The 17,240-nt window shown below is 74.6% G+C and carries 20 protein-coding genes; 5 read left to right on the top strand and 15 right to left on the bottom strand.

Going from position 1 to position 17,240, the window contains the following annotated elements; translation table 11 throughout:
• Positions 1 to 84: 84 nt before the first annotated feature.
• Positions 85 to 537 carry an ATP-binding protein gene (locus QQY24_RS28440; RefSeq protein WP_301975574.1) on the bottom strand — a complete coding sequence of 151 codons (453 nt, stop codon included), beginning with the start codon at positions 535 to 537 and terminating at the stop codon, positions 85 to 87.
• A 302-nt stretch (positions 538 to 839) separates the two neighbouring features.
• The gene (locus tag QQY24_RS28435; protein ID WP_301975573.1) at positions 840 to 1,250 is read right to left on the bottom strand and encodes a hypothetical protein; all 411 of its coding nucleotides are present in this window, start codon (positions 1,248 to 1,250) and stop codon (positions 840 to 842) included.
• A gap of 345 nt (positions 1,251 to 1,595) precedes the next feature.
• On the opposite strand from QQY24_RS28435, the gene QQY24_RS28430 reads away from it, so the two are divergent.
• Positions 1,596 to 1,979, top strand: a complete 384-nt coding sequence (locus QQY24_RS28430; protein WP_301975572.1) for a nuclear transport factor 2 family protein — start codon at positions 1,596 to 1,598, stop codon at positions 1,977 to 1,979.
• 324 nt (positions 1,980 to 2,303) lie between these two features.
• Here QQY24_RS28430 and mgrA read toward each other — a convergent pair whose 3' ends face one another.
• Positions 2,304 to 3,296 (bottom strand): L-glyceraldehyde 3-phosphate reductase, encoded by a 993-nt coding sequence (gene mgrA / locus QQY24_RS28425; RefSeq protein ID WP_301975571.1) that lies wholly within the window; start codon positions 3,294 to 3,296, stop codon positions 2,304 to 2,306.
• A gap of 110 nt (positions 3,297 to 3,406) precedes the next feature.
• On the opposite strand from mgrA, the gene QQY24_RS28420 reads away from it, so the two are divergent.
• Both QQY24_RS28420 and QQY24_RS28415 read left to right on the top strand, forming a co-directional pair.
• On the top strand, positions 3,407 to 4,333 hold the full coding sequence (locus QQY24_RS28420) for a LysR substrate-binding domain-containing protein (RefSeq protein ID WP_301975570.1): 927 nt from the start codon (positions 3,407 to 3,409) through the stop codon (positions 4,331 to 4,333).
• Positions 4,334 to 4,360: 27 nt separating this feature from the next.
• Complete coding sequence (locus QQY24_RS28415) at positions 4,361 to 4,876, top strand: DinB family protein (protein WP_301975569.1); 516 nt, start codon at positions 4,361 to 4,363, stop codon at positions 4,874 to 4,876.
• On the opposite strand, the gene QQY24_RS28410 is transcribed toward QQY24_RS28415, so the two are convergent.
• The 8 genes from QQY24_RS28410 to QQY24_RS28380 form a co-directional block, all read right to left on the bottom strand.
• A complete protein-coding gene (locus QQY24_RS28410) occupies positions 4,858 to 5,928 on the bottom strand; it encodes an adenosine deaminase (RefSeq protein ID WP_301975568.1) in 1,071 nt (356 codons plus the stop codon). The genes QQY24_RS28415 and QQY24_RS28410 overlap by 19 nt on opposite strands.
• Positions 5,929 to 5,963: 35 nt before the next feature.
• Positions 5,964 to 6,371 (bottom strand): VOC family protein, encoded by a 408-nt coding sequence (locus QQY24_RS28405; RefSeq protein ID WP_301975567.1) that lies wholly within the window; start codon positions 6,369 to 6,371, stop codon positions 5,964 to 5,966.
• 117 nt (positions 6,372 to 6,488) lie between these two features.
• Complete coding sequence (locus QQY24_RS28400) at positions 6,489 to 7,418, bottom strand: M48 family metalloprotease (protein WP_301975566.1); 930 nt, start codon at positions 7,416 to 7,418, stop codon at positions 6,489 to 6,491.
• Positions 7,415 to 7,786: a BlaI/MecI/CopY family transcriptional regulator gene (locus tag QQY24_RS28395; protein ID WP_301975565.1), complete on the bottom strand. Its 372-nt coding sequence runs from the start codon at positions 7,784 to 7,786 to the stop codon at positions 7,415 to 7,417. The genes QQY24_RS28400 and QQY24_RS28395 overlap by 4 nt, the downstream gene beginning before the upstream one ends.
• Positions 7,787 to 8,042: 256 nt before the next feature.
• The gene (locus QQY24_RS28390) at positions 8,043 to 9,185 is read right to left on the bottom strand and encodes an LLM class flavin-dependent oxidoreductase (protein WP_301975564.1); all 1,143 of its coding nucleotides are present in this window, start codon (positions 9,183 to 9,185) and stop codon (positions 8,043 to 8,045) included.
• A 423-nt stretch (positions 9,186 to 9,608) separates the two neighbouring features.
• Positions 9,609 to 10,163 carry an NADPH-dependent FMN reductase gene (gene ssuE, locus QQY24_RS28385; RefSeq protein WP_301975563.1) on the bottom strand — a complete coding sequence of 185 codons (555 nt, stop codon included), beginning with the start codon at positions 10,161 to 10,163 and terminating at the stop codon, positions 9,609 to 9,611.
• 281 nt (positions 10,164 to 10,444) lie between these two features.
• Positions 10,445 to 10,525: a putative leader peptide gene (locus tag QQY24_RS34880; protein WP_367658057.1), complete on the bottom strand. Its 81-nt coding sequence runs from the start codon at positions 10,523 to 10,525 to the stop codon at positions 10,445 to 10,447.
• Between the two features lie 289 nt (positions 10,526 to 10,814).
• Positions 10,815 to 10,991 carry a hypothetical protein gene (locus QQY24_RS28380; protein WP_301975562.1) on the bottom strand — a complete coding sequence of 59 codons (177 nt, stop codon included), beginning with the start codon at positions 10,989 to 10,991 and terminating at the stop codon, positions 10,815 to 10,817.
• 191 nt (positions 10,992 to 11,182) lie between these two features.
• Here QQY24_RS28380 and QQY24_RS28375 point away from each other — a divergent pair, with 191 nt between their 5' ends.
• Positions 11,183 to 12,691 carry an SDR family oxidoreductase gene (locus QQY24_RS28375; RefSeq protein WP_301975561.1) on the top strand — a complete coding sequence of 503 codons (1,509 nt, stop codon included), beginning with the start codon at positions 11,183 to 11,185 and terminating at the stop codon, positions 12,689 to 12,691.
• 145 nt (positions 12,692 to 12,836) lie between these two features.
• Here QQY24_RS28375 and QQY24_RS28370 read toward each other — a convergent pair whose 3' ends face one another.
• Both QQY24_RS28370 and QQY24_RS28365 read right to left on the bottom strand, forming a co-directional pair.
• Positions 12,837 to 13,334, bottom strand: coding sequence for a GNAT family N-acetyltransferase (locus tag QQY24_RS28370; protein WP_301976375.1), 498 nt, complete (start codon positions 13,332 to 13,334; stop codon positions 12,837 to 12,839).
• An 84-nt stretch (positions 13,335 to 13,418) separates the two neighbouring features.
• On the bottom strand, positions 13,419 to 14,861 hold the full coding sequence (locus tag QQY24_RS28365) for a hydrolase (RefSeq protein ID WP_301975560.1): 1,443 nt from the start codon (positions 14,859 to 14,861) through the stop codon (positions 13,419 to 13,421).
• Between the two features lie 230 nt (positions 14,862 to 15,091).
• On the opposite strand from QQY24_RS28365, the gene QQY24_RS28360 reads away from it, so the two are divergent.
• Positions 15,092 to 15,355, top strand: coding sequence for a GlsB/YeaQ/YmgE family stress response membrane protein (locus tag QQY24_RS28360; RefSeq protein ID WP_301975559.1), 264 nt, complete (start codon positions 15,092 to 15,094; stop codon positions 15,353 to 15,355).
• A gap of 2 nt (positions 15,356 to 15,357) precedes the next feature.
• Here QQY24_RS28360 and QQY24_RS28355 read toward each other — a convergent pair whose 3' ends face one another.
• Together QQY24_RS28355 and QQY24_RS28350 are read right to left on the bottom strand one after the other, a co-directional pair.
• Positions 15,358 to 16,092: a GNAT family N-acetyltransferase gene (locus QQY24_RS28355; RefSeq protein WP_301976374.1), complete on the bottom strand. Its 735-nt coding sequence runs from the start codon at positions 16,090 to 16,092 to the stop codon at positions 15,358 to 15,360.
• 111 nt (positions 16,093 to 16,203) lie between these two features.
• The gene (locus QQY24_RS28350) at positions 16,204 to 17,058 is read right to left on the bottom strand and encodes a GNAT family N-acetyltransferase (protein ID WP_301975558.1); all 855 of its coding nucleotides are present in this window, start codon (positions 17,056 to 17,058) and stop codon (positions 16,204 to 16,206) included.
• Between the last annotated feature and the right edge of the window lie 182 nt (positions 17,059 to 17,240).

Here is a 17,240-nt window from a genome sequence, read left to right as displayed (position 1 = left end):
GGAGCGGGCACCGCGGCCGTACCAGGGCGGTGGACGGCCCGGGCCGGTGCCGGTCCCCCGGGCGCGGTCGGTCCCCGGAGCCCTTCAGCGCGCGAGCCGCACCCGTGCGCGCACGCGCTTGCCGACGGGCACGCGCTCCACGGTGACCTCCTCGGCCACGGCGTGCACGATCTCCAGACCGTGTCGGCCGACGCGGCGCGGGTCCTTGGCGAAGCGGCGGGGCAGGGCGGCGCTGCTGTCGTACACGCTGACGACGACCGCGCTGTCGGTCCCTTCCAGCTCCAGGATGTACGGGCCGTCGCTGTGCTGATCGGCGTTGGTGACCAGTTCGCTCACCACCAGGAGCAGTCCCCCGTCGGTACGGCTGTCGACGGCGGCGCACCACTCGGTCCTCAACTGCTCCAGGAACTGCCCGGTGAACGCGCGCGCCTCGGCGATGCAGCCGGGTTCGCCGGCGAAGTGCACGGCGCGTCTGAGTGGTTCCACGGGTACGTCGAAATCAGTCGTTATCACTGCCCCGCCCAGGTGATCGGTCATGCGTGTCCCTCTAGGAAGCCCGGCCCGTCGCTTGCGCACCCATCCTCGTACCCCGGGCCGGACCGTACAGTCCCCCGTGTGCGTTCGCCGACCGCGCACGCCGATGGTGTCACGGCCGGACGCGCCGGGCCGTGCCGTCGCCCACACCGCCGGGCCGGCGGTCCGGTGGCGACGTGCGGGCCGCGGGACGGAACCGGGCGCCGACCGGCCGGTGCGCCGTGGCCCGTTCTCACCGGTCCGCCCGTGGGCGCGTCCGTCCTGACGAGGGGCGGGAGGAGCCGTGCGGGGTGCCGTGGCGCGGGTCAGCCGACGGGTACGACGAGCGCCGGCAGGACGCGTTGCATGCGCAGGGCGTCGACGGACTCGGCGAGCAGTTCGTACTCCGTGGTGTCGTCGTTGGCGGCGACCCGCACCAGTCGCCCGCCGGCCAGTTCCTCGGCGACCAGTTCCTGTCGGCCGGTGTCGGCGCACCAGGCCCGCAGCAGCGCCGGCACGTCCGCCACGGTGTCCGCGACCGGGACGAGCGCGCCCGCCGGGAAGGCCGTGTGCTCCGGGGTCGGGTCGAGCCGCTCGGCGATCCAGGACGCCCGGTCGCGCAGCCACCACAGGGCGAGTGCCAGCGTCGGCGCGCGATAGGTGCCGAGCGGTACGCCGATGCGCTGCCCGCCGCACACTCCGTACGCCGTGACGTGGCACAGGAATTCGTCGTGCACGATCACCTCCCCGAACGCGTCGCCGGTATGCCGGCGGACCCTCGCGATTCCGTGTGGTTCCTGTGCGGTTAAATGCCCCTGATATTTGAGTATCGCCACTCCGGAAACACTGTCACCACGTCTTTCCGGCCAGTCTCCCGGCATATCCGCCGTCGGCCCTGGCCGAAATCGAACGGAACGCCGCGAGGTGACGAATGCTCCACGTTTCCCGGACGGCGGCTTCACATTACGCGGGAGGTGATCGACCGCCCCTCACCGCCCGGGCATGGTGGTGCCACCGGGACGGGCGGACCCCCGATCCGGATCCCGACCGGCAGGTACGCCCCCGGTGGAGGCTGATGCGGCATGTCCGGGAGCACCGAGCGTCACGAGAGCGCCGTCGCCCGCTACCTCGAGGCCTGGAACGCCACCGAGCCCGAGGCCCTGCGGAAGGCGGTCGCCGCGGCCTGGACGGCGGACGGCTCCCACACCGACCCGCTCGCCGACGTCCGCGGGCACGAGCAGATCGCGGCCGTGATCGCGGCGGTCCACGAGCAGTTCCCGGGGTTCGCCTTCCGCCTCCTGTGCACGGTGGACGGGCGCCACGACATCGCGCGGTTCGGCTGGGAGCTGGTGAACCAGGCGGACGGGCCGGCCCCGGTGGCCGGGTCCGACGTGCTCACGCTGGACGGCGAGGGCCGGATCCGGCCGGTGACGGGCTTCCTGGACCGCATGCCCGCCCAGGCCTGACACCGTTCCCCGACGCGTTCCCGGCCCACGGTGGCCCTTCCACGCGGAAAGCCCCGGGGCACTGGGCCCCGGGGCACACGGAAAAGGATCACCACGGACGACGGCCGGCCCGGCCGGCACGTGCGGGAAAGGCGGCACGGCGAGGAACACGGGCGGTGCGGGAAATGCCCGGCACGGCAATCCGGCAACACCGTGTGAAGCCTTGGGGAAAGGTAACGGACCATTCGGTGGCCCGGCCGCGTTTCCCCAATTCACCGGTCCGCGTTCCGGCCGGGCCTAGACCGCCGGTCCGCCGGCGCCGCGCCCGCCGCCCGGCGGGAGGCCTCAGCCCCGCACGATCGCGTCGATCCGCTCCAGTTCACCGGCGTCGAAGTCCAGGTTCCGGATGGCCCCGACACTGTCCTCCAGTTGCCGGGGGCTGCTCGCGCCGACCAGGGCGGAGGTCACCCGGCCGCCGCGCAGCACCCAGGCCAGGGCGAGCTGGGCCAGCGTCTGGCCGCGGGACTTCGCGACCTCGTCCAGGGCGCGCAGCCGGCCGACCAGGTCCTCGGTGACCGCGTCCGAGTTCAGGAAGGGGCTGTCGCTCGCCGCGCGGGAGTCCTCGGGGATGCCGTCGAGGTAACGGCCCGTCAGCAGCCCCTGTTCCAGCGGGGAGTAGGCGATGGAGCCGACCCGCAGGTCGTCCAGGGCGTCCAGGAGGCCCCCGTCCTCGGGACGGCGGTCGAGCATCGAGTAGCGCGGCTGGTGGATGAGCAGCGGGGTGCCGAGCTCACCGAGGATGCGGGCCGCCTCACGGGTCTGCTCCGCCGAGTAGTTGGAGACGCCGACGTAGAGCGCCTTGCCCTGCTGCACCGCCGAGTGCAGGGCGCCCATCGTCTCCTCCAGCGGAGTGTCGGGGTCGGGGCGGTGCGAGTAGAAGATGTCGACGTGGTCCAGGCCCATCCGGTGCAGGCTCTGGTCGAGCGAGGACAGCAGGTACTTGCGCGAGCCCCACTCGCCGTACGGGCCGGGCCACATCAGGTAGCCGGCCTTGGTGGAGATGACCAGCTCGTCGCGGTACGGCGCGAAGTCGGCCCGCAGGGCCTCACCGAGCGCCGACTCGGCGGCGCCGGGCGGGGGACCGTAGTTGTTGGCCAGGTCGAAGTGGGTGACGCCGAGGTCGAACGCGCGGCGCAGGACGGCTCGCTGGGTCTCGGCCGGCCGGTCGGGGCCGAAGTTGTGCCACAGGCCGAGGGACAGCGCGGGGAGCTTCAGGCCGCTGCGTCCGGTGCGCCGGTAGGGCATGTCGGCGTAACGGTCGGGATGTGCGGTGTACAACGCGACTCCAGAGGGGTTGGCACACGGTCTACCGGTCCCACTCTCGCCCGGATGCGTACAGCGGTCCAACAGGAGAATCCGATGGAATTCAGCGGATAGGCTTCTCGGTCATGGAACTGCGCCACCTCCAGCACTTCGTCGCCGTCGCCGAGGACCGGCACTTCACCCGGGCCGCCGAACGCCTCATGGTGTCCCAGTCCGGCCTGTCGGCGTCGATCCGGACGCTGGAGCGGGAGCTGCGGGCGCCGCTGTTCGTGCGCACCACCCGGAGGGTGACGCTGACCGAGGCGGGGCGCGCCCTGCTGGCGGAGGCCGAGCGGATCCTCGCACAGGTGCGCGCGGCGCACGAGGCGGTGGCCGCGGTGCAGGGCGTGCTGCGGGGCACGCTGGCGCTGGGCACCGAGCAGTGCATCGCCGGGGTGCACGTGGCCCGGCTGCTGGCCGGGTTCCGGCGGCGCCACCCGGACGTGGAGATCCGGCTGCGGCAGGCGGGTTCGGGCGCGCTGGCCGAGGAGGTGGCCGCCGGACGGCTCGACCTCGCCTTCGCCTACCGCACCCGGGCGGACAACGACCAGTTGCGCTCGGTGCCGCTGGCCGGGGAGCCGATGACCGCGCTGTGCCACCCGAGCCACCGGCTCGCCTCGGCCGGGGCCGTTCTCGCACCGGCCGACCTCGCCGGTGAGGTGTTCGTGGACTTCCACCCGGACTGGGGACCGCGCCGCAGCACGGACGCCGCCTTCGCCGCGGCCGGTGTGCGGCGCACGGTCGCGCTGGAGGTCAACGACGTGCACAGCCTGCTGGACCTGGTCGGCGAGAACCTCGGCGTCGCGGTCGTCCCCCGCCACTTCCGGCACAAGCGGCCCTCACTGACCGCGCTCCCGCTGAAGGGCACGGCCGAGGCGGAGTACGAGACCGTCGCCCTGCTGCCGCCCGAGCGGGCCACCAGCCCCGCGGCCCGCGCGCTGCTCGCGCTCCTGGAGGAGGGCACCGCGACCGCGGCGGACCGGGCCGCGGAAAGCTGGATTGCGGACGCGTGAGCGCGCGCCGTGCGCGATGGTGGTCGTATGCATGTGAAGGACATCCTCATCGACGGCTACGGCCGCATCCGGGAAGAAGTCCACGCCGTCCTCGACGGCCTCGGACCGGACGAGCTGCACGCGCGTCCGGCCGGCGACGCCAACCCCGTCGCCTGGCTGGTCTGGCACCTCGCACGGGTGCAGGACGATCACGTCGCCGACGCCTTCGGCCTCGACCAGGTGTGGCTGTCCCAGGGCTGGGACGAACGCTTCGGCCTCGGCCTGCCGCGGCACGACACCGGTTACGGGCACCGCCCCGCGCAGGTCGCCGAGGTGCGGGTCGGGTCGGCCGGACTGCTGGCCGGGTACTACGACGCCGTGCACGAGCAGACCCTGGGCGTGCTGGGCTCCCTCGGGGCCGGAGACCTCGAGCGGATCGTGGACGAGCGCTGGGACCCCCCGGTCACGCTGGGCGTGCGCCTGGTGAGCGTCCTGTCCGACGACCTCCAGCACGTCGGACAGGCCGCCTACGTGAAGGGGCTGGTTCAGAGCGCTGCGGCGTAGCCCGGCAGGACGACGTCCTCGATGAGGGCCTTGCGCTCGTCGAACGGGACGAACGCGCTCTTGACCGCGTTCACCGTGACCGTGCGCAGGTCCTCCAGGGTCCAGCCGGCCTCCTCCACCAGCAGGGACATCTCGCGGGTCATCGTCGTGCCGGAGACGAGCCGGTTGTCGGTGTTGAGGGTGACCCGGAAGCCCAGGTCCTTCAGGGCCGTGATCGGGTGCTCGGCGATCGAGGTGGCGCAGCCGGTCTGCAGGTTGGAGGTGGGGCACATCTCCAGGGCGATCCGGCGGTCGCGCACCCAGCCGGCCAGGCGGCCGAGCTTGCCGCCGGCGATGTCCTCGGTGAGGCGCACGCCGTGGCCGATGCGCTGGGCACCGCACACCTGCACGGCCTGGTGGATGCTGGGCAGGCCGTGGGCCTCGCCGGCGTGGATGGTGAACGGGACGCTTTCGCGGCGCAGGTGCTCGAAGGCGGCCAGGTGGTCGGCGGCCGGGAAGCCGTCCTCGGCGCCGGCGATGTCGAAGCCGACGACACCGGCGTCGCGGTGGGCGACGGCCAGGTCGGCGGCCTCGCGGACCCGGTCGAACATGCGCATGCCGCACAGCAGGGTGCCGACGCGCACCGGGGTGCCGGCGGCGGCCGCCTTCGCCATGCCGGCGGCGAGGCCCTCCTGCACGGTCTCCACGACCTCGGCCGGCGTCAGGCCGCCCTTCAGCATCAGCTCGGGGGCGTACCGCACCTCGGCGTAGACGACACCGTCGGCCGCGAGGTCCAGCACGTACTCCTCGGCGGTGCGCAGCAGGCCCTCGCGGGTCTGCATGACGGCGAGCGTGTGCTCGAAGGTGGCTATGTAGCGGACCAGGTCGCCGGAGCCGGCGGCCTCGACGTACCAGGCGGCCAGCTCGGCGGGGTCGGTGGTGGGCAGGGTGTGGCCGACCGCGGCCGCGAGCTCCACGACGGTGGCGGGGCGCAGGGCGCCGTCGAGGTGGTCGTGCAGGACGGCCTTGGGGAGCCGGCGGAGGGTGTCGGTGTCGATGCGGGGCGCGGTCATGTGCGGTCTTCCTCGGCTGGTGGTGCGGGCGGGTGTCAGTGGGCGGCGGGCTGGAGCAGGTCCCAGCGGTTGCCGTGGAGGTCCTGGAAGACGGCGACGGTGCCGTACGGCTCGTGGCGCGGCTGTTCCAGGAAGGTCACGCCGGCGGCGGTCATGCGGGCGTGGTCGCGGGCGAAGTCGTCGGTGTGCAGGAAAAACCCGACCCGTCCGCCGGTCTGGTCCCCGATCCGGGCGCGCTGGGCCCCGTCCCGGGCCCGGGCCAGCAGCAGGCCGGTGCCGGGCCCGTCCGCGCCGGGCGCGGCGTCCGCCTCCACGACGACCCAGCGGGAGCCGTCCGGGCGGGGCGTGTCCTCGGCGAGCCGGAACCCGAGGGCCTCGGTGTAGAAGCGAATGGCCTCGTCGTAGTCGCCGACGACGAGGGTGACCAGGGCGACGCGGCGCATCGGAGCCTTCCGGTGGGGGTGGTTAGCCGGTGAGGTTATACGTAAAACTTGACGAACGCCAGTCACCTTCGCACGGGCGTGCCGGTGGGGGGCACGGGAGCCGGGGCGGCCGTCCCGTCAGGGGCGCTCCTCGCCCTGGGCGACCTCGACGCGGTGGTGGAAGTCGGCCACGCCGGTGGCCGAGGCCGCGCAGGAGACGGCGGTGCAGGCCAGCAGGAGGACGGCCGCGGCGCGGCCGGCGCGGCGGGGGGCGCGCGGGACGGCGAGGAGCGCCTGGACGCGCTGCGGGACGGGCCCGGTGGTCGCGGCGGCGGCGAACCCGGGGCGGTCGCCCGCGCCGCCCCGGCCGGCCAGGGCGGCGCGGGCGATGGCGCGGGCGGTCAGGCGCCGGTCGCCCACGCGCAGGGCGGCGGCCTCGTCGGCGGCGCGTTCGGCGGCCAGCCGGACGGTGGCGCGTACCGGGCGCAGGGCGGGATGGCAGTGGGCGGCGAGTTCGGCGGCGGCGAGGAAGTAGTGGTGACCGCCTTCGTTGTGCGCGCGCTCGTGTGCGAACAGCGCCTCCCGCTCGGGGCCGTCGAGGCTGCGCAGCATGGCGGTGGTGACCACGACGCGGTGCGGGCGCCCGGGCAGGGCGTAGGCGTCCGGGCGGGGCGAGTCCACCACGCACAGGTCGCCCGCGGCGGGTCGGTGCCCGGCCTCGGTGCGGGCGGCGCGGAAGGCACGGGTCTGGTGCAGGACGGAACGGACCAGGCTCCAGCCGCACACCGCGAGGGCGCCCACGGAGGTCGCGGCGGACGGCAGCACGAACAGGTCGGAGGCGGTGCGCAGCGGGTGGACGAGTTCGCCGAGCGCGGCGAAGACGGGCAGCTTGAGCAGTCCGGTGAGCACGAACGCGCCGAGCGCGGCCAGCGAGCAGCCCGCCAGGGCGACCGCGCAGCAGGTGACCGTCCACAGCGCGGCGACCGGGGCGAGCCGGCCCACGGCCCGCCGGGCCAGGGCCGGCAGGGCACACGGCAGCAGCAGGGGCAGCAGGAGCAGCGCGGTCACCGGTCGCCGGATTCCAGCAGGTCCCGCAGGATGCGCTCGTCGTCCGGGTTGAGCTGGGCGACGAAGCGGGCGAGAACGGTCTCCCGGTCGGCGTCCCGGTCGAGTTCGCTGTGCATCCGGCGGGCGGTGAGGCCCTGGGCGTCCTGGACCGGGAAGTAGGCGTAGCCGCGGCCCTGGCGCTGCCGGGCCACCACGCCCTTGTCGTGCAGCCGGGTGAGGATCGTGGTCACCGTCGTCCGGGCGAGGCCGGTGCCCAGGCTCAGCTGGACCTGGCCGGGTGTCCGGGGCGCGCCGGCGGCCCACAGGGCGGCCATGACGCTGGCTTCGAGCTCGCCGGCCGGCCGGCGTTCGTCCCTGGCGTCGGTCATGGGAGCGTTCCTCACCCCGTCCTCGTGCGCGGTTGCCGGCGGACCGTCTACACCATCGTAGTCGGCGCGGGGCCACTGCCCGCCCGTTGCGCCCGCACGCCCATGATGGCAGGGCCGGGTCGCGCCGCGGGGGCCGCGTGGCCCGTCCGGCGGGCCGCCCGGGCGCGGCGCGTTCCGCCGGGCCGGTGCCGCGCCGGTGGGCCGGGCGTCCCGCGCGCCCGCGGCCGGGGTCCGGCCGGCCCCGGGCGCGCGGCGCTCAGCCGGCGAACGGCACCCGGGACGTGCGGACGGCCGCCGGGGCGGCGGGGTGGGTCCACAGGCCCTGCGCGGCCAGCCTCGGCAGGACGTTCTCGCCGAACCAGTACGCCTCCTCCAGGTGCGGGTAGCCGGAGAGCACGAACTCGTCGATGCCGAGGGCGTGGTACTCCTTGATCCGCTCGGCGACCTCGTCGTGGCTGCCGACCAGCGCCGTGCCCGCGCCACCGCGCACCAGGCCGATGCCCGCCCACAGGTTGGGGTGGATCTCCAGGCCGTCCCTGCTGCCGCCGTGCAGGGCGAGCATGCGCCGCTGTCCCTCGGACTCGCTGCGGGCCAGCCCCTCCTGCACGGAACGCACGGTCTGCGCGTCGAATCCGTCGAGCAGGCGCTCCGCCTCTGCCCAGGCCTGCCCGGCACCGTCCCGGGTGATGACGTGCAGCCGGATGCCGAAGCGCAGGGCACGGCCGTGCCGCGCGGCCAGGTACCGGATCCGGGCGATCTTCTCCGCCACCTGCGCGGGCGGCTCACCCCAGGTCAGGTAGACGTCGGCGTGCCGGGCGGCGACCTCTGCGGCGATGGGCGAGGAACCGCCGAAGTACACCTCGGGCACCGGATCGGGCACCCGGCTCAGCCGCGCGTCCTCGACCCGCAGGTGCTCCCCGTGCAGGTCGACGCTCCGACCCTCCCACAAGGCCCGCACGATCTGCAGGAATTCGCCGGTGCGGCGGTAACGGGCGTCCTTGTCGAGGAAGTCGCCGTAGGCCCGCTGCTCGTGGCTCTCGCCGCCGGTGACCACGTTGAGCAGCAGCCGTCCGCCGGTCTGCCGCTGGAAGGTGGACGCCATCTGCGCGGCGAGGGTCGGGGAGACGGAGCCCGGCCGGAAGGCGACCAGGAACTTCAGCCGCTCGGAGTTCTGGCTGACCATGGCGGTGGTCAGCCACGCGTCCTCGCACCAGGCACCGGTCGGGGTCAGCGCGCCGGTGAAACCGAGGCCCTCGGCGGCCCGGGCGATCTGGCTCAGGTAGGCGACCGTCGGCGGCCGGTCCCGGCCGGAGGCGGTGGCCGGGGTGCCGTGGCCGCCGCCGACGACGTGCCGGCTGTCGCCGTTGGTGGGCAGGAACCAGTGGAAGGTGAGGGACACCTGGGTCTCCGTTCGGGGTCGTGCGCCGGAGGAGGCCGTGGCGGGGCGGCCGGGCCCCGCCGGGCACGTGCCGGCCGATGTGCCGGACCTTCCAGCGGGCCGGATCGTGCAGGGTGCGGGTGCGCGCGGACCGCGCCGCCTCCGGCAGCGCCTGCCGAGCGGTGCCGGTGCCGATGGCGGCGTGCAGCGACCGGGCGGTGGCCCCGTGCGGTCGCGGTCCCCGGCAGGTGAGGCGGTGGGGGAGCGCCCGGCCGGCGGGCCCGGTCACGGCGAGCAGCCCCGACGCGGACAGCCGGTCCGGCACGCGGGAGCCGGCGCCGGGCGTCCCGCTCGGCGGCACCCGTACGGAACCCGTCGGCCGGGGCCGCGGCGGCGGGCCGAGCGCCTGCGCGCCGTCGGCGGTGACACGGGCGGCCACGGCGCTCAGCCCGCCGCCGCCAGGAGGGGGGTACGGCCCAGGGCTGCCGAGAAGTGGTCCACCACCTGCTCCAGGGCCCCGGCGGCGGCCGGGGCGATCGTCAGCGAACCGTCCTCGTGCACGGCGATGTCCTGGTCGAGGGTGAACCAGCCCTGGACGATGTGCGCGGCCCCCATGGAGGTGAGCACCGGACGCAGCGCGTAGTCGATGGCGAGGACGTGCGCGGTGGAGCCGCCGGTGGCGAGCGGCAGCACCGTCTTGCCGGTGAGCGCGTACTGCGGCAGCAGGTCGAGGAGCGCCTTGAGGACCCCGGAGTACGACGCCTTGTAGACGGGGGTGCCGACCACGACGCCGTCGGCGCGGGCGAACAGCTCGGCCGCCCCGGCGATGGCCGGGTGCCGGAAGTCCGCGCCCAGCAGGGCCTCGGCCGGAACGGTGCGGACGTCGAGCGGAACCACCTCGTGGCCCTGGGCGATCAGCCGCTGGTCCAGGTGGCGCAGCAGGCGGCCGGTGCGCGAGGACGGGGAGGGGCTGCCGGAGACGGACAGGACGGTGGCCATGGGTGCCTCTTTCTGGGGACCGGACGCGGGTGCGCACAGGGCGCCCCGGAGGGATCGGCCGGGCATGGGCGGGGGCGGACGCGGGCCCGGAACCGCGAGAGCCGGTCCGCCGGCGGGGCGATCGGCCCCGGGAACGGGTCAGGGACGCCGTGGGCGGGCGGAGGCCGCGTCGCGGGACGCGTACGGGAAGGGCCGGGCACCCGGGACGCCGGTCGGGGAGAACGCCGGGGATCCGGGCGGGCCGGGGAGAACGCCGGGGACGGCGGCCGGGAGGCGGCGCGTCAGAGGGCGGAGCGACAGGAGGCGCTGGAGACACGCGCGAGGTCGACGTGGCGTCGCCGCGTGAGGTCCAGTCGCGTCATCATGCCGTCGATCGTGGCAGCCGTGCGCGACCACCGTCAAGGAGAACCCGGCCGGTCTCGCATCGCGGACCGCTGCGCGGCGGGGAGGAGCGCCGGGAAAGACCTGGCCACCGGGGCCTGGAGGACATCGCGGCCCGGCGCGGGCGGTGCCGGTGACCGGCTGGAGCGGCGCGGCACGAACACGTGTCGCGCCGCTCGCCGGGGAGGGCGCCGGTGCTGCCGGGGCCGCGGCGCCGGCGCGCCGAGCCGGTTCGCGGGCGGCCCGGGAACCGGTCGGGGCGGGACCGGGTCAGGCCCTGCCGTCGCCGTCCGGCCCCTCGACCACCACGAGGAACGCGTCCGAGTTCAGATCCATCACCACGGTCGCGGGCTCGCCCTCGGCACGGCGGGCAGCCGCGTACTCCTCCGCGGGCCACGATCCACGCGGCGATCCCGCGGGAAACCTCTCCAGCACCTTCGCGCTCATGACGGTCGGTCACCTCCAGCGTCGGCAGTCGCACGGAACGTACATCCTGTACCTCCCCGCTTGCCCGGGAACGGTCCGGGCATGTCACCCGACCGGGTCGTCGGGGCCGCCGCGCATCCGCGCGCGGCCCGCGGCGGGAAGTGATCGTTCGGGGGGACCGCCGGGGGGCACCGACCTGGAGGACCGGAGCGATGGACGAAGCGATGCACGGCGGGGTGCCGGCGGACGGACCGAGGTGCCTGGTGACCGGTGCCACGGGTTACATCGGCGGCCGTCTCGTGCCCGAGTTGCTGGCCGCCGGACACCGGGTGCGCTGCCTGGCCCGCTTCCCCGGCAAGCTGCGCGACCACCCCTGGACGGGCGAGGTGGAGGTGGCGCGGGGCGACGTCACGGACGCGGACTCGGTCGCCGCGGCGATGCGGGACGTCGACGTGGCCTACTACCTGGTCCACGCGCTCGGCACCGGCAAGGGCTTCGAGGAGACCGACCGCCGCGCGGCCCGGATCTTCGGGGAGCGGGCGAAGGCTGCCGGCGTGCGCCGCATCGTCTACCTCGGCGGTCTCACGCCGGCCGGCGTGCCCGAGCACGAGCTCTCGCCGCACCTGAGGTCCCGGACCGAGGTGGGCCGCATCCTGCTGGCCTCGGGCGTGCCGGCCGCCGTGCTGCGCGCCGCCGTCATCATCGGCTCCGGCTCGGCGTCCTTCGAGATGCTGCGGTACCTCACCGAGCGGCTGCCCCTCATGGTCACCCCGAGCTGGGTGCACACCCGCATCCAGCCCATCGCGGTGCGGGACGTCCTGCGGCTGCTGGTCGGCAGCGCGCGCCTGCCCGGGGACGTCAACCGCACCTTCGACCTCGGCGGGCCGGACGTGCTGACGTACCGGGACATGATGATCCGGTACGCGCGCGTGGCGGGGCTGCCCCGCCGGGTGATCCTGCCGGTGCCCGTGCTCACCCCGGGCCTGTCCAGCCACTGGGTGGGCCTGGTCACGCCGGTCCCGGCGGCCATCGCCCGGCCGCTGGCCGAATCCCTGCGCCACGAGGTCGTCTGCCACGAGCACGACATCGCCCGCTACCTGCCCGACCCTCCCGGCCATCCGCTCGGCTTCGACGAGGCGGTGCGGCTCGCCCTGCGCCGGGTGCGGCAGGCGGAGGTGGTCACCCGCTGGTCGTCCGCCGCGGTGCCGGGGGCGCCCAGCGATCCGCTGCCCACCGACCCCGCCTGGGCGGGCGGCAGCCTGTACACCGACCGGCGGGAGGCGGCGGTGGACGCACCGGTGGGGAACCTGTGGCGGGTGATCGAGGGGGTGGGCGGCGAGAACGGCTGGTACTCCTTCCCCCTCGCGTGGAACGCCAGGGGGCTGCTGGACCGGTTGGCCGGCGGGGTCGGGCTGCGCCGGGGCCGCCGGGACGCGCAGCGGCTGCGGGTGGGCGACTCCCTGGACTTCTGGCGGGTGGAGGAGATCGAGCCCGGGCGGCTGCTGCGGCTGCGGGCCGAGATGCGGCTGCCCGGCCGGGCCTGGCTGGAGATGTGCGCCGAACCGGCCGGCGAGGGCCGCAGCCGGTACCGCCAGCGCGCCGTGTTCCATCCGCGCGGGCTGCTCGGCCACGCCTACTGGTGGGCCGTCTCGCCCTTCCACGCCGTCGTGTTCGGCGGCATGGCCCGCAACATCGCGCGGGCCGCCGCGTCCACCCGCTGACGCGTGCGCCCGCCGTCCGTGCCCGGCCGGAACCAGCCGGCGTCCGCCCCCCTGCCCGCAGCGGTGGCCCGGCCGTCCCGGCCTACTTCGAGGTGTTCGCGCCGTGCCTGCGCCGGTGGCCGGCACGGCACCGCCGGCCACGGGGTCAGGGGCGCACGGTGAAGGAGATCCAGACGTCCGGGGGCAGCTCGGGCCGGCCGGGTACCGGCCGCTGTTCCCGCGTCCAGGCGTCGCCGGCCAGCTCCCGGGCCACGCGCGGCCAGAAGCGGACGGCGGCCGGGTTGTCGTGCTGGAACGCGATCTCCCACGGACCCGGGTGCCGGACCAGCACCTCGCGCGCGCAGCGCAGCCCGATCCCCCTGCGCCGTGCTCCGCGTGCGACGAAGAAGCTGTTCAGCACCCGGGCCGGACCGTCCAGCCCCCGGACGAAGGCGAGACCCGCGGGGCGCTCGCCCAGGGTCAGCAGGTACGGCGCCCAGCCGGGTCCGGCGAAGGCGCACCCGACGCGGTCGTTGCGGAACGTACCGTCGGCGGCGGGCAGGACGCCGCGGAACTCGGAGAGGTCGTGGCGGAACATCAGCCACAGCCGTTCGACGGCGGGCCGGTCCTCGGGGGTCGCGGGGCGGACGGACACGTCCGGCATGCTGGTTGCGGTCATGAACGAAAGCTTCCCCGGCCGGAGCGGATCCGGTCGGGGAAGGCCGTGTCATGGTCCCCCACCCTACTCTCAGGAGACGTTCAGCGCGGTGTCGTCGACGACGAACGACGTCTGGAGCTTGGAGCCCTCGGTACCGGTGAACTTCAGGGTGACGGTCTGCCCGGCGTAGCCGCCGAGGCTGAAGCTGCGCTGGGTGTAGCCGGCGGCGGCGTTGAGGTTCGAGTACGTGGCCAGGGTGCTCAGGACGGTGCCGGAGCCGTTGAGCACCTGGACCTTGAGGGTGTCGTAGGCCGTGCTGGTCGTGGTCTCGGCCGTGTCGACGTGGAGGTAGAAACCGAACGTGGCCGTCGAGCAGGCGGACGGGATGGTCACCGTCTGCGAGAGCGTGTCGGTGGTGGCGGCGCCGCTGCCGTCGAGCCAGGCGTAGTACGAACCGGAACGCGCGGACTGACCCCTGGAGTTGGTGATGACGCCGCCGGTGGTGCTCCAGGTGGAGCTGCCGGACTCGAACCCGCTGTTGCCGAGGAGCTGGGCGGCGGCGCAGGTGCCGGTGCCGCCGCTGCTGCTGCCCGAACCGGCAAGCCAGGCGGTCGCGTTGAGGGCGAGGGCGGCATTGGTGGCGCCGGTGTCGTTCCAGCCGTCGTACAGGGTGTTGCCGGACTGGCCGGTGCCGTCGTCGACCGGCGAGCTGTCGCCCCAGAAGGCGACGCGTCCGCTGCCGAAGGCGCTGGTGGCGAAGAAGGCCCCGGTGTTGCCGGAGTAACCGCTGCGGTAGACCAGGCCCTTGACGGCGGAGTTGTCGGCGGGCTTGAGGGTGGCGGTCGTGCCGTCGGCGATCAGGCTCTTGGTGACGGTGCCGAAGGAACCGTGCAGGACGGGGTCGGTGCTGTCGCTGATGGCGGCCGGGTAACCGGAACCGACGTCGAGCGCGTCGATGGAGAAGCCGAACGGGTCGGTGGAGTCGACGCTGTTGTTCGTCATGAGGTCGTTGAAGATCTCGACCGCGTCCTCGCCGTCGTTGTTGCGGTCGGCGCCGGTGTGGTCGGAGATCATGAACAGGCCGCCGCCGTTCTTCACGAAGTTCATGATCGCCGTCTTCTCGGCGGCCGTGAACAGCGTGTTGGGCTCCGGCAGGACCAGTGTGTCGAAGTTGGCGAGGTCGGTGGCGGACGAGCCGCCGTAGCCGAGGCTGGAACCCGAGGGCAGTGTCTTCAGGCTGTAGCCGCCGGCCTTCTGCAGGGCCACGCCCCATGAGGACAGGGCGCCCGTCCAGTCCGTCTCGGCGGACGGTGTGGAGTCCTGGCCGAGGGGGTCGGGCTGGCTGGTGGAGATGACCCAGTCGGCGTTGCCGGCCGTCTCGGCGTGGGCGTTGTCGAACAGGATCCGGTGCGTGGTGGCCGCACGGGCGGGAGTGGCGTCCGTGCCGACCTGCAGGGCTGCCGTGGCGGCGAGCAGCCCCAGTCCGGTCAGGGCGGTGGTGACTGTGCGGCGGGATCTGCTGGATCCGAGCATCCGGCGTACCTCCATGAGGGGGTGGGGAGAGGCGGTGCGGGCGCCACGTCCGCGTGGAGAACCCGTCCAGCGTTCTACACGCGTCGATCACCTGAAAGGTACATGGCATAACAGTCCGGTGAACAGAGGGTTCCGGCACGAACCGGCCGGACTGCCTCCGGTTTCAGCGGGCACATGCCTGTTCAGCAAGATTCGGACACCGACGGAGGACGAGAGGAAGAGGGACGGGCATGGAGATCTCCGGCATCATCAGTGCGCTGATCATCGGCATCATCATCGGCCTGCTGGGCCGGCTGGTCGTTCCCGGGCGGCAGCACATCGGCGTCCTGTGGACCCTCGTGGTCGGCATCGTGGCGGCGCTGATCGGCTCGGCGATAGCCGCCGGGCTCGGAGTCGCCGACACCGACGGACCCGACTGGATCGAGTGGCTCATCCAGGTCGCCCTCGCCGCCGTCGGCGTGGTCGCCCTGGACCGGGCGAAGGCCCGTCGCTGACCTCAGTCCCCGTACGCGTAGGGCGTCGTGCCCAGCGCGTGGAAACCGATGCGCTCCAGGACCGGACGGCTCATGGCCGAGGCGTCGGCCTGGAGGCAACGACAGCCGTGGGCGGCGGCCACGCGGGCACGGTGGGCGACCAGGGCGCGGTAGACGCCCCGGGCCCGCCAGGCCGCGAGGGTGCCGCCGCCCCACAGGCCGGCGAAGCGGGCACCGGGCACCAGTTCCATCCGGGCGGCGCCGACGGGTTCGCCGTCCGCGAGCGCGACCACGGCGACGACGGAGCCGGGATCGGCGGCCAGCCGGGCGAGCAGCCCGTGCCGCAGCCGGGTGCCGTCGGTGCCGAAGGCCTTCTCGTGCACGTCCGCGACCAGGCCGATGCCGGCCGGATCGGTGGCCCGCACCAGACGGACGCCCGCGGGAGGCACGGCGCCCAGCGCCAGGCGGCCGGTCTCACCGGCCATCAGCGTCTCCTTGGGACCGGCCCGGAACCCGGCGGCGGTGAGGCGTCCGCCGAGACCGGCGGGCCGGTCGTGGCCGTAGAGCTTCCACTCGAAGGCGAGGCCGAGACGGGTGAAGTACGCGATCTGCTCGCCGATCGCCCGGTCCGCGCCCGCCGCGTCCAGACCGGACCGGACGACGCCGTTCCAGCTCCGCGCGTCACCGGTCTGGCGCACCACGGCCCCGGCCCGTTCGACACGGGCTCCGGGGCCGTCGGGCCGTGCGCCCGGGCGCATCCCGGCGTCGTACAGGGCGAGCACCGCTTCCTTGTCCCTCCCCCACCCCAGCACCCGGGTCCCTGGCCGGGCAAGGGGATTGCGGCGTCCGCCGGCCCGTGAGCCGTCGGGTCAGCCGAGTTCCAGGGTCGTGACGGCGAAGACCCGCTCCCGGGCGTAGGCGCGGACCGGGCCGGTGTACATGCGGGCGGTCTCGAAGGAGGCCCGGAAGCCGGCTTCCTCCACCAGGGCGATGCCGGCCCCGTTGGGTTCGGGGACGTCGAGGGCGACCTCCTGGCCGGTGGCGCCGGCGGCGAGCGCCGCCAACAGGGCCCGGGCGTCGTCGGCGGTGTCCGCGAAGAGCGGACCGATGCGCAGGCAGCCGTGGCAGGGGCGGATCACGCCGTAACCGGTGACGCGGTCGCCGTCGTGGCGGACGACCGCGCGGTGGCCGGGGGCGGTCAGCCACTCCGCGAGGAAACGCGGGCGGTCGGCCGGGAAGCAGGCGCTGTCGTAGGCGGTGAGGGTCGCCAGGTCGGCGGGTCCGGCGGGGCGGACCCGGGCGGGGGTCCCGCCCGCGGGAGCGGTGCCGGTGAAGCGGACGGTGCGGTAGGCGAGTTCGAACCCGGACTGGCGGTAGTTGTCCTGCTGGGCGACGACGCCGTCCAGGCCGACGGTGCGGCTCCCGGCGTGGGCCAGGGCGGTCTTCCAGGTGGTCAGGCCGTAACCGTGGCCGCGCGCGTCGGGGCGGACGAGGTAGCAGCCGAGGAAGGCGTAGTCGGAGCCGTAGTTCACGACGGAGATGGCCGAAACCGGTTCCCCGCCGATCCGGCCGAGGAAGAAGCCGTCGGGGTCCTGGGCGAAGAAGACGGGTCCGTCGGACAGTCCGGGGCTCCAGCCCTCCGCCGCCGCCCACTCGCTGATCACCGGCCAGTCGGCGGGGGTGGCCTGGGTGACGACGAGGTTCCGGGGAGCCGGTGAGGTCATCGGTGCGCTCTCTTTCCCTGGGATCGGACGTACGGAAGGGCACGGCGGTCGACCGCGCCCGCCGCATCCTCGCCGATCCGGCCCCGGGCGCGCCACGCTGGGACCGGCGACCGCGCGAGGACCGGCCGCCGCACCGGAGCCGGCGGCCGGGCGGGGACCGGCGGCCGGGCCAGGACCGGGCC

The sequence above is a fragment of the Streptomyces sp. TG1A-8 genome (genome assembly GCF_030499535.1).
Lineage (GTDB): Bacteria > Actinomycetota > Actinomycetes > Streptomycetales > Streptomycetaceae > Streptomyces.
The sequence above is the reverse complement of the archived record's forward strand: the minus strand, read 5'-3'. Positions and strand labels throughout refer to the sequence as shown.